Raw genomic sequence first — 11465 nt, 5'->3', positions numbered from 1 at the left:
ACCCGGACGGTTGCCGTGCTGGGCGTCCCGTTGCGCCGGCCGCGGGCATCCAGCCGGACGACGAGCCGGTGCGGTGGCGGGTAGCTGGCCAGCCGCCCCATCGACCAGCGGGTCGCCTTGATGGTCGCCTGGCGCAGCGCCGGCACCTTCCCCATCAGGGTCAGGACCGGCAGCGCCAGGTAGTCCATGGCCGGGCTGAACCCGCCGATGTAGAAGCCGCAGCGCCACAGGCTGGGGAACAGCGCCGGCAGGGCGTCCGTCTCGACCAGCGGCATCGGCACGCGGGTCTTCCTCCCGATCGGCGGCCCGAAGTCGACGGTCGGGCACTGTGACCAGCGGACCCTGCGGCGCGCGCCGTCGATCCAGCTGGTCATGTCGAAGACCGCGAACTCGTCCACCATCTCCGCGACGGTCGAGTCGGCCAGGGTGTCGGCGAGCCAGTCCAGCCGCATCGCGCCGACCACGTCGGCCTCGGTCAGCTCGTCGAGTTGGGACGCCGCCCACCGCACCATGGTCGCCGGCAGGCCGGGGTGGAAACCGCCGTCGGTGACGAAGCAGTTGCCCCGGCGTTCGATCTCCGGGCCCAGGACGCGCCACGCGTCCCACTTGGCCTGGGTGGACAGCAGGGTGTCGAACCAGTCCGCGCCAGCGTCCAGTACGGTGCGGGCCAGCCCGCCGACCAGGTCGGGCCGGCTCACCGTGACCACCACGAGGTCGGCGCCGGCCACCAGGCCGCGCACCTCGGCTGGGCGGGTGGCGTCCACCACTGCGGTGGTGGTTGCAGCCGGGCCGTGGACGACGGCCCGGGTGGCGGCCAGCTTCTCGCGGTCGCGTCCGGCCAGCACCACCTCGTCGTGGGACGCCAGCCCCGGCCCCAGCAGCATGGCGATCCGGCGGCCGGCGTTCCCGGACGCACCCAACAGGACGATTCTCATGCCGCTCCTACTGCGGCCGGACGAACGGGAACGCGAGCACCTGCCGGATGGTGGTGCCGGTCAGCGCCATCACCAGCCGGTCGGTGCCGATGCCCAGGCCACCAGTGGGCGGCATGCCGAGTTCGAGGGACCGCAGGAAGAACTCGTCGATCTCCATCGCCTCCGGGTCGCCGAGGGCCGCCTTCCAGGACTGCTCGGTGAGGCGCTGGCGCTGCGTCCGGGGATCGGTGAGTTCAGAATAGGCGGTGCCGAGTTCCATCCCTCCGACGACCAGGTCCCACCGCTCCGCCAGTCCGGGTTGGCTGCGGTGCGGCGCGGTCAGCGGCGAGGTCTCCGCCGGGAAGTCGGAGTAGAACGTGGGGTTCACTGTGGTCGGCTCGACCAGGTGGTCGTACAGCGCCTCGATTATCGAACCCGCTCCCCACTCGTTGCGCACGTCGATCTCGTAGGCCTGGGCCAGCCGCAGCAACTCGTCCAGGTCGGTGTCGATGCCGATCCGTTGCCCGATGGCGTCCGACACGGCCTGACAAGCGGGGACGACCGGCCAGTCGCCACTGATGTCGAGCACCACCGGGCTGCCGTCCGTGATGATCGGCATGACCGGGCGGCCATGCACGGCGATGGCGGCGGCCTGGATCATCCGCTGGGTGAGGATCCGCATGTCGGTGTAGTCGGCAAACGGCGCATAGGCCTCGACCACGGTGAACTCCGGGTTGTGGGTGTTGTCGGCGCCCTCGTTGCGGAAGTTGCGCCCCAGCTCGAAGATCGCGCCCATCCCGCCCACCAGCAGCCGCTTCAGGGCCAACTCCGGAGCGATCCGCAGCACCAGGTCGGTGTCGTAGGCGTCGATGTGGGTGCGGAACGGCTTGGCGACGGCGCCGCCGTTGGTCAGCCCGAGGATGGGCGTCTCAACCTCCTCGAACCCCTGCCCGACCAGGGTCTCGCGCACCGCCCGGATCACCCGGCTGCGGATGTTGAGCAGGTCCAGCCGGTCCGGGTGCACCACCAGGTCGAGAGAGCGTTCCCGCAAGCGCACCTCCGGATCGTCCAACCCCTGCCACGGCACCGGACGCAGCGACTTGGCCAGCATCTGCCACCCGCTGACCAGCAACGACGGGGTGCCGCTGCGCGACCGCCCGGCCGTCGCGGTCACCTCGACCAGGTCCCCGGAGTCGACCAGCCGGGAGAACTCCCTCACCTGGTCACGCCCGATCAGGTCAGCGTCCACCACCAACTGGACGCCCGCCCCGGCGTCGACCAGGTCGACGAAGCAGACCCCGCCCAGGTCGCGGATCCGCCGCACCCGGCCGACCACGCCCCGTCCGTCGGCCTGCGCCAGCGGATCGGTCAGCGCCGACAGCCGGACCGCCTGCCGTCGTCCCACCGGGTAGCCGGGACGCCCGGACGCCTCCAGTTCGGCCAGGTGCCGAAGCCGTTGCCTGGTCTGGTCACCGGCCCGCTTCGCCCAGTCGTCGGTGGGCGGCCTGGGGGTGTCGATCTGGTGCACCTCGGCGAGTTCGGACGCGGTCAGCTCGCGGGACTCGTCCCCGGTCCTCGGACTGAGGTCCGGGATGAACCCCTCTGCCGCCGAACAGGCCACTGCCACCTGCAGGACGTTGAGCGTACCTGGCAGCGCGATGAAACGCGGCTGCCAGGCTGGGTTGTACTTGGCGTTGGCCCGGTAGAGCCGCTGGATCTGCCAGAACCGGTCGAACGCGCCCAGCACCCGCGAACCGGCCCTGACCACGGTGGACGCGCCGACCTGCTCGGCCTCGGCGAAGACCCGGCGCAGGAACGCGAAGTTGAGCGAGATGCGGGCGATGCCGTGCTCTTCGGCCCAGGCCATCAGCTCGGCGGTGAGGAACTCGTTGGTGCCGTTGGGCGCGTCCGGGCTGCGCCGCATCAGGTCCAGTGACAGGCCGCGGCGTCCCCACGGCACGAAGGTCTGCAGCGCCACCAACCGGTCGGACGCGTCCAGCACCTCGACCACCACCACCCGGCCGTCGGCGGGGTCGGGGAACCGGCCCAGCGCCATCGAGAACCCGCGTTCGGTCTCGCCGGCTCGCCACTGGTCGGCGAGTCGAGCCAGCTCGGCACCCTCCTCGGCCGACAGCTCACCGGCCGGCCGGATACGCGTCCACAGCCCCTCACTTCGGGCCCGGCGCACCGCCCGGCGCACCTCGGTCAGGGACGTGGAGTTGATCTTGAAACGACTGGGGGTGAGGATAGCCTCGTCGCCGAGCCGCAGGATGTCGAAACCCAGCACCGACGCGTACGCTCGGGCGCCGGGCTGACCGCAGGCCATCACTGCCGGGATCCAGCCGTAGACCCGCGCGTTCGCCTCCCAGGACGCGATGGCGTCCGGCCAACTGGTGGGCGCGCCGATCGGGTCGCCGGACGCCAGGCAGACCCCGTTGATGACCCGGTAGGCGATGGCTGCCCGCTGGTTGTCGGAGAAGTGCAGCAGCTTGTCGCGTCGGGTGTTGAAGTAGCCGAGCGAGTCATCGTCGCCGTACTCGGCGAGCAGCCTGCGGACGGCCAGCTCGTTGGTCCCGGTCCAGGAGTCGCGCCAGCGGGCCGAGCGCAGGAAGATCCAGACCGCGACCAGCAGTGCCGCGCCGATGATCACCGCGTTGACCTGCGGCACCAGGCGTCCGACCTCGACGTGCTGCCATCCCCCGGGGGTGCGCAGACCTACGGCATGCAGCAACGCGATCAGCGTCTGCTGCCAGGCCGGGCCGGTGTCCTCGTCGCTCACCAGGACGAACAGCTGGGTGGCGGCGGCAGCCAGCCCCAGGCCACCGAGCAGCACCGCGACGGCCGCCCACCACGAGCCCCTCGGTACTCGTGCCGGGAACGCCGGCAGCAGCCTGACCAGGAGCGGGACGCTGACCACCGCGATCACCACGGAGGCGATCAGGTACGGCACCGACTCCGGGCGTTCCCGCGGGACGCTGGGAATGACCTGCCACAGGTAGAGCAGGTCCAGCACCGCCCACAGCCCGCCCACCACCTGCAGTGCGATGACGGCCAGCAGCGCGATCCGCTTGTGTCGCGACAAACCCACGGCCAGGATCAGCAGACCGACCGCCGACACCGCCGAGCTGGTCAGCGGGATGTTGGCGACAGTGGCCACCTCGGCCCACAACGGCTCGGTGTAGTGCCGGAAGACCCGCCTGTCCAGCCAGGCGATGAACGCCAGGAACCCCGACAGGGCGAACAGCCAGGTCAGGAATCGGGCGCCGCGACGTTGCGGCACGGTGATGGGTGGGGCGGGCTGGACCGACTGGCGGCCGGATCGCGGCGCCAACTGACTGGTTCCGGGCTGGGTGGTGGTGGCCGCTTCCTCCCATGGGTGCGGCTCCAGCTGGTTGGCCCTGGACTGGAGAATGGACACCGCGTCCTCCCATCGAACGGCACCGATGAGCTGTGCGGTCCGGCAGGCACGACCTTGCAGTGGCCTGGTACCGCCTCGACCCAATGTCAGGGTACGAGCTTGCCAACCGTGGGTCGTCCGACAGCAGACCATGATCGATTGCCGCGACGTGCTCGCCAGTCGCACGAAAGCGGATGGGCTGGTCTGGGACCATTGCAGCGGGTGCCGGACCGGAGTGGTCGGGCAGCAGCCTGTTGTTCTGGAGCGGCAGCGAGGTGGTTGGGTGGTGGGGCCCAGGTTCGTGTTGGCGGCCACCGGGCTGGGCGTGGCCGGGTTCGACCCGTACGGTGCCCTGCTGGTCGGAGCCGCGCTGGCCCGGGGTGCCTCGCGGTGGGCCGCGCTGGTCTTCCTGTTGACCTCGGCGGTGGCCCCGATCGGGCTGGGTGTGCTGGCCGGCCGGGTGGTCGGGCCGTTGGTGTCGACGGTCGAGTCGTGGTTGCAGCTACCGGGAATGGTGTGGGCCTTTGTCGCGCTGGCGGCTGGCGTCATTCTCGGCTGGGCGGTGTTGCGGCTGCGACGTGGCGCCAGGCCCGAGACGCCGCAGCAGCACCGGACCCGCGGCTCCTCGGTGGGCGCCATGGCGCTGGCCGGCCTGGCGTTCGGGCTGACCGCGCTGCTTGATCCGGCGTTCTATGCCATCGTCTCGGTGACCGCGCGCAACTCCGACGTGCTGGTGCACCTGGTCGGTCTGGTGATCTGGTTCGTGGTCGCGCAGTGGTTGCTGATCGGGCTGGTCGCGGTCTCGTTGTTCGACCGGCAGCGCACGGCCGCCGCCCGACTGGAACGGGCCTGGACCCGGAACGCGGCCCGGATCCACCGCGTGGTCACGGTGGTCGGGTTGACAGCCGGGCTGCTGCTGGTCGTCGACGGGCTTGGCTACCTGGTGACCGGACACTTCCTGATCGGCTGACCGGATCCCGTCAATCTCCTCCAGTGACGACCTCCACCGCTGTGGTGACCAAGCCCATGTTCATCTGCCGGGGTGGCGGAGCCAACCGCCGCGAGGGGATTCGCAGACCCATCTGACACCAGCTCGGACTTGCCACGCGTCGGTTCCGTTCCGGCAGCTCATCGGGACATGTCGGAATCTGGCCGAGATCTCCACGCGTCCGGCCCGTCACCGAATGGCAGGCCAAGCTCCCGGCACACCTCTGCGCCACCCATCCGCCGGATCGCGTCCGGATCACCGACCACGATGAGCCGGTCGGTGGGTCGGGACAGTCCGACGTAGAGCCGTTCGGATGCCCGGTCGCGGCTGCCGTCCTCATTCACGCACAGCACGACCGCCCGCCGCTCCATCCCCTTGAAGCCCAGCACGTGGCCGTAGAAGATGTCGTCGGTGTCCCAGAACTGCTCCCAGTAGCCCTGCTGGCCGAGGGACGCCTGCCGCTCGACCTGGACCGGGTGCCGCTGGCCGAGGGTGATCAGCGCGATGTCGGCGGCGTCCCAACCCTCGTCGAACAGCACGTCCACCTGCTCGTCGGCGACCGCCAGCGCGGCGTCCTTGCCGGCCGGGACGAACGTCACCAGCGGCCCATCCCCGCCGCGCAGCTCCATGCCGGTGGGTGCCAGCGGGACGAACGTCTGGGCGATCTGCCGGGTGTTGCGGAGGTTGTGGTCGAGCACCAGCGGGATCAACTGGACCGGAGGGCGGCCGAACCGGGCGAACACCCGCTGCCGCTCGTCGGAGTACGCGTAGAGTCCGCCGCTCTCCTCGTCCCGCAGCGCGCCGAGCAGCGGCAACCACCAGTCGTCGGCGAAGTCCTGCGCCTCGTCGACGATCACGCAGTCGAACTTGCGTTCATAAGGTACTTCGGCGACCGCGGCCGCCATCCGGCGCGGCAGTTCGACCTCCCAGAACCGGGAGTCGTCGCGGGAGCCGAACTCGCTCAAGCCCCAACTGCGGCCCAGGTCCTCGAACGTGCCGACGAACGCCGGACGCCGCGACCGCTGCCCGACCAGCAGCGACCGCCGCAGGTAGGTGCCCAGCCCGTAGGAGTAGCAGACGACGGCCACCCGCTTCTTCTCACCGAGCAGCCGACCTGAGGCCAGGTCGCGCGCCTGCTGCATCGCCAGCACCGTCTTGCCGCTGCCTGCACCGCCGCGGATCTCCAGCCGCGGGAGCAGCCGGGTTACCTTGAGCAGGTTGGCCTGCTCGGTGGTCAGGCGTTGGGCGCGGTCCTCCCGGTCGGCTGCCACCGCCACCACGTCGCGGGGCGGCGGGAACCGGCCGGCCAGGATCCGGAGGGCCAGCTCGACGTCGTCGCGGGTCGGCGCCGCGGCGTCCCGTTGCCAGCGCCAGGTGGTGTCGAACAACCGCTGCCCCAGCTCGGCCAGGTCGCCGCATCCGCTCACCTGCCAACGCGGCAGGTCGGGCAAGGCGAACTGGTCATCCAGGTCGGTGCGGGCCAGCACCACGTGGTGGCTCCACCGGACGCGTCCACGGCTCCCCCAACGCGGATCGGACTCGACGTAGTGCCGCAGCGCGTACTGGGCGTCCCGGGCCTGGTCGACCGGGTGGATCCGCTCCGGCCCCTCGCCACGCTCGATGAACCACTTGCCATCCTCAACCCAGACGTGGCTGCCCTTCACCTCCACCACCACGATCCCGGAGTCCGGCGCCAGCAGCACCAGGTCGGCCTCGTGGTCCTTGTGGGCGTCGGCCACCCGGACATTGGCCAGCACCACACACTCCGGTCCCAACTGCCTCACCACCCGCTGCCAGACGTCCTTCTCGGACGCGGTTTGGAAGGCCGGGTCAGTGGGATACGTGCGTGCAGCCATGACTGATTGTCGCCCACCGGCGGCGCTGGGGGACGCGGATCAGCACCTCGGGCTCGCTGCTTCGAGGGGTGGGTGCGGCCGCTTTTTCGGATTCTGGCACGCTGGATTCACGCCATAACGATTCAACGGCCGCTTTCGGCCATCCAGCGTGCCAGATCCCGAATTCTTGGGGATTGAGCCATCTGAGTGGCGAGAATGCCGGCTGCGGCCGCCCTCCCCCGCACCCGAGTCCGGCACCGCCTTCCATCCGCGGGCTTTCCCTGACAGGGCGGAGCCTGATCCGGGCGCTCACGGCTGCGAGCGCATCCCGAACCACGAGTTTTCCGACCTGCCGCAGTCCACGCTCTACCGGAGACGCACATCACGGCGTCCCCCGAGGGCGTTGACAGCCAGGAATTCCGGATTGGGCACGCTGGAATCGGCGTACATCGATTCAAAGGCTGATATCGGCCCTTGAGCGTGCCAAAACCGGAATCCCGCGGCACCGGTGTAGCTCGGCCGCCCCAGGCGGGCGCGACCGGTAGTTGTACGGCTGGTGGCGGTCATGTCCGCTCCTGGAAGGAGTCGTGGTGGTCTGGGTCAGGCCACCTTCCTGCGCCGCAACTTCACGATCGCCGAGGTCCGCCACATCTACGAGTGGTCTGGGGTGAAGAAGTCGACCGGTAACTTCCAGGGAAGGATGGCCGACGTGTTCGACCGGGTCGACGACAACCGCTGATCCAGACCGGCGGTCGCGGACGCCCCGCCGCCCAGTAGACCCGCAAGCCTCGCGCTTGCGCCATGAGCTCATCCCGATCGAGCCTCCGTTCCGGCGCAGGCAACCCGGCCGCTGACGGGTTAACAGCCATCCGGGACCGACCGGCCCTGCCCTACCGCGGATGCAGCTCGGGGGATGCTGGCTGCCATGGGTTGCCACCGCGACGCGCACCCGTAGCCTTGACCTGCCCACCGGCTGGGCCGGTCGCCTAGGCTGGTCAACACGTACACGAACTTGCGGCGCCGATTCAGGCCCTCGTGCACGGACGGCGCCCGGCCGTCGAGCGGAGGGCAGCCATGCCCAGTGGGGAAGGGGCGAACCGGGGCCAGGTGCTGGCCGTGCGTGGCAGCGTCGTGGACGGGTACTTCCCCGACCTGCTCCCGCGCATCAACAACGAGCTTCGGGCCGGGACCGACGGACAGGTGATCATCGAGGTCGCCAACCACCTCGACCCGCAGGTCGTGCGCGGGGTGGCCCTGACCCCTACCCGGGGGCTGGCACGGGGCTCCGACATGGTGGACACCGGGCACCCACTACTGGCGCCAGTGGGCGATCGGCTGCTGGGGCGGGTGGTCGACGTGTTCGGCCAGGCGATCGATGGCAAGCAGGAGCTGACCGGCGGGCAGTGGCGTCCGCTGCGCAGGCCCCCGGTTCCGCTGGCCGAGCAGGGCACCACTGCGGAGGTCTTCCTCACCGGGATCAAGGCCATGGACCTCCTGGCGCCGATCGAACGCGGCGGCAAGGTCGGCCTGTTCGGGGGTGCGGGGGTCGGCAAGACGGTGCTGATCACAGAGCTGATCCGCAACGTGGTGGGCCGGCATCGCGGCGTGACCATCTTCTGCGGCATCGGCGAACGGTCGCGGGAGGCCGAGGAGATGTACCGCGAGGTGCAGGACGCCGGGCTGCTGGACAACACCGTGCTGGTCTTCGGCCAGATGAACGAGCCGCCCGGATCCCGCTTCCGGGTCGGCCACACCGCGCTGACCATCGCCGAGTACTTCCGCGACGCCGAGTCGATGGCCGCCGAGAACGCCAGCCGGTTGGCGTCCATGCAGGCCGCCGAGCAGAACAACCAGGATCACCTGGGCGTGCTCGGTCAGCGCTACCACCGGCGCCGCCAGCAGGCGATCACCGAGGAACTCCAGGACATCGTGTCGGGGTTCGAGACGCTCGCCAAGCCCGACCGGCTGGCCCGGAAGCAGGGATGGGTAACAACATGAAAGGAGGGCAAGTATGGACACCATGACCGCGTCGGATCCCGGAGTACCGATGGGCGATAGCCGGCTGCTGCATGAGGTGACCGGCACCGGCGACCCAATCGTGCTGGTGCCCGGCATCCTCACCGGCTGGGCATCGTGGAAGGACCACGCCGAGCGGCTTGCCCATCGCCACACCGTGGTGCGCGTCCAGCCGCGATCGGTCGAACTGGCGGAGGCGGGCGAACCTATCCCGCCCGACTACAGCATCGGCATGGAACGCGATGCCCTACTGGCAACGGTGGATGCGCTCGGGCTCGAGCGATTCGACCTGGCCGGCTGGTCGCTCGGCGGCGGTGTCGGCCTGGCGTTCGCGCTGGAGTACCCCGAACGCGTTCGCACTCTGACCCTGATCGAGCCGGAAGCCCCGTGGGTGCTTCGGGCCACCGGGCACGCCGCCGAGGCGCTGGCCGCGGCCACGGCCTTCGATCATGACTTCGCGCGCCGGGAGACAATCACCATCGAGGATCTCAAGAACTTCCTGGTACGCGCCGGCATCGGCGACCCGGACACCGACTTCGAGTCGCACCCGCGGTGGCCGCTGATGGCACAGAACCGGCAGGCCCTGTCGACCATCGGCGCTATCAGCAGCTTCACTGACTCGTTGGACCGGCTGCGCGCCCTGGACGTGCCGATCCTGGCGGTCCGTGGCACCGATTCCACCGAGACAGACATCGCGATCACCGAGGACATCGTTGCGATGGCGCCCGATGCGAGGCTCCTCAAGCTTCCCGGCGACCACTCGTGCTTCCTCCAGCACCCCGACCAGTTCCTGACGGCGTTGGAGAAGCACATCGCGGCCGCTGCCGGAGGGGGTTGACGGTGGGTTTTCGGAATTCGGCACGCTGGATTCGGCCTACAACGATTCAGCGGCCGCTTTCGGCCATCCAGCGTGCCAGATTCCGAATTCTTGGGGATTGAGCCCTCAGAGTGGCGAGAGTGCCGGCTGCGGCCGCCCTCCGCGAGTCCGGCACCGCCTTCCATCCGCGGGCTTTCCCTGACAGGGCCGAGCCTGATCCGGGCGCTCACGGCTGCGAGCGCATCCCGAACCACGAGTTTTCCGACCTGCCGCGATCCACGCTCTACCGGAGACGTACCTCACGGCGTCCGCCGAGGGCGTTGGCAGCCAGGAATTCCGGATTGGGCACGCTGGAATCGGTGTACATCGATTCAAAGGCTTATATCGGCCCTTGAGCGTGCCAGAACCGGAATCCGCGGACCGGACCGACCAGCCCTTGCATCCCGCGGGCTCAACCGCCCCAGCGTCGAGATTCCGCGGGCTGATCCGCCCCAGGAGCGGAATCCTGCGCACCGAACCGACCAGCCCCTGCATCCCGCGGACCGAACCGACCGGCCCCTGAATTCCGCGTGCTGAACCACCCAGCCCAGCCCGCAACCCTCACGCCCTGACCCGCTCCGGCCGGGTGAGCCGGGCGATGTGCAGGGCCAGGTAGCCGGTCTCGTCCTCGGTGATGGGTTGCTCCAGCCGCATCTCCAGTAGTCCACGCACCTTGACCGCGCACCCGTAGGCGCGGGGGTGGGCGCTGCGGATGGCGTCGGCGAAGATGCCCCGGTCGTCATCGACCTGGTCGTCGGAGTGCACCCGGACGAAGAAGTACCGCAGGTGGGTGATGAACCGCCCGACGTTGACCGAGTCGCGGTCCAGCGGCTGGCCGTACTCGCTCTCGATGATCTCGAGGATCTGCGAGAAAACCCCGGTCATCCGATAGGTGAAGGCGAGATTCCCAGAGTTGAAAGCCGCGTTGACCAGGTGCATCGCGATCGGGATGGCCTCCTCGGGCGGCAACTCGACATCGAGCTCGGCGTTCACCGCGGCGACGATCTGCTCGCCCCAGTACAGCTCGCGAGGGTAGAGGTGCGCCAGCTCGGCGCGCAGCGGGAACACCCGCCACCCCCAGCGCCACCTCCCTGCTGGTGGTCGCCAGCTCGGCGCGCAGCGGGAACACCCCCTCGATGCCGCGCTGGACGCGCTTGATGGCGAAGCTGAGGTGGTCGGCCAGAGCCAGCACGGTGGTGGACGACGGCTCGCGGCGCAGCTCGGCCCAGACCGGGGCGAGCACCCGGTCGACCAGGGCCACGTGCTCGGGTGCGATGGAGGCGAGCATCAGCCCGAAGTTGTCGGCGTTGCGGCCGTCCTCGGGCACGAACACCCGGACCACCTTGCTGCGGTCGACCGGGCCGCCGGGCCGGGCCTGGAAGCCCAGCCCGCGCCCGGTGAGCACGATCTCGCGGCCGGTGTCGTCACGGGCGAGCACGACGTTGTTGTTGAACACCCG

Annotated in this window: 8 protein-coding genes and 1 pseudogene; 4 read left to right on the top strand and 5 right to left on the bottom strand. The window is 69.9% G+C overall.

All coding sequences use genetic code 11. The features are described 5' to 3' along the window. Positions 1-935, bottom strand: a 935-nt coding sequence (locus WBL05_RS03965) for a saccharopine dehydrogenase NADP-binding domain-containing protein (RefSeq protein WP_424223888.1), incomplete at its 3' end; no start/stop codon positions are given. A gap of 7 nt (positions 936-942) precedes the next feature. Next, positions 943-4332, bottom strand: coding sequence for a bifunctional lysylphosphatidylglycerol synthetase/lysine--tRNA ligase LysX (gene lysX / locus WBL05_RS03960; RefSeq protein WP_424223886.1), 3390 nt, complete (start codon positions 4330-4332; stop codon positions 943-945). A 262-nt stretch (positions 4333-4594) separates the two neighbouring features. On the opposite strand from lysX, the gene WBL05_RS03955 reads away from it, so the two are divergent. Beyond that, complete coding sequence (locus WBL05_RS03955; RefSeq protein ID WP_424223885.1) at positions 4595-5281, top strand: hypothetical protein; 687 nt, start codon at positions 4595-4597, stop codon at positions 5279-5281. A 158-nt stretch (positions 5282-5439) separates the two neighbouring features. On the opposite strand, the gene WBL05_RS03950 is transcribed toward WBL05_RS03955, so the two are convergent. Further along, the gene (locus tag WBL05_RS03950; protein ID WP_424223884.1) at positions 5440-7155 is read right to left on the bottom strand and encodes an NERD domain-containing protein; all 1716 of its coding nucleotides are present in this window, start codon (positions 7153-7155) and stop codon (positions 5440-5442) included. A 544-nt stretch (positions 7156-7699) separates the two neighbouring features. Between WBL05_RS03950 and WBL05_RS03945 the strand changes: the two genes are divergently transcribed. The 3 genes from WBL05_RS03945 to WBL05_RS03935 all read left to right on the top strand — a co-directional run bounded on the left by WBL05_RS03945 (position 7700) and on the right by WBL05_RS03935 (position 9988). Beyond that, positions 7700-7873: a hypothetical protein gene (locus tag WBL05_RS03945; RefSeq protein ID WP_424223883.1), complete on the top strand. Its 174-nt coding sequence runs from the start codon at positions 7700-7702 to the stop codon at positions 7871-7873. Between the two features lie 335 nt (positions 7874-8208). Beyond that, positions 8209-9132, top strand: coding sequence for a F0F1 ATP synthase subunit gamma (locus WBL05_RS03940; protein WP_424223881.1), 924 nt, complete (start codon positions 8209-8211; stop codon positions 9130-9132). Between the two features lie 13 nt (positions 9133-9145). Continuing rightward, positions 9146-9988 (top strand): alpha/beta fold hydrolase, encoded by an 843-nt coding sequence (locus tag WBL05_RS03935; RefSeq protein ID WP_424223879.1) that lies wholly within the window; start codon positions 9146-9148, stop codon positions 9986-9988. 579 nt (positions 9989-10567) lie between these two features. On the opposite strand, the gene WBL05_RS03930 is transcribed toward WBL05_RS03935, so the two are convergent. Next, on the bottom strand, positions 10568-11074 hold the full coding sequence (locus WBL05_RS03930) for a BglG family transcription antiterminator (RefSeq protein ID WP_424223878.1): 507 nt from the start codon (positions 11072-11074) through the stop codon (positions 10568-10570). A gap of 301 nt (positions 11075-11375) precedes the next feature. Beyond that, positions 11376-11444: pseudogene (locus tag WBL05_RS03925) on the bottom strand (CAT RNA binding domain-containing protein); the annotation flags it as partial. Positions 11445-11465 lie beyond the last annotated feature (21 nt).

Origin of the sequence: Brooklawnia sp., assembly GCF_049651565.1 — a bacterium.
GTDB lineage: Bacteria > Actinomycetota > Actinomycetes > Propionibacteriales > Propionibacteriaceae > Brooklawnia.
This window is presented reverse-complemented; position numbering and strand designations above follow the sequence as displayed.

Coding starts and splice junctions, on each gene's coding strand:
- WBL05_RS03950 (WP_424223884.1), bottom strand. CDS start 7,155: ATGGCTGCACGCACGTATCCCACTGACCCGGCCTTCCAAACCGCGTCC.
- WBL05_RS03945 (WP_424223883.1), top strand. CDS start 7,700: ATGTCCGCTCCTGGAAGGAGTCGTGGTGGTCTGGGTCAGGCCACCTTC.
- WBL05_RS03940 (WP_424223881.1), top strand. CDS start 8,209: ATGCCCAGTGGGGAAGGGGCGAACCGGGGCCAGGTGCTGGCCGTGCGT.
- WBL05_RS03935 (WP_424223879.1), top strand. CDS start 9,146: ATGGACACCATGACCGCGTCGGATCCCGGAGTACCGATGGGCGATAGC.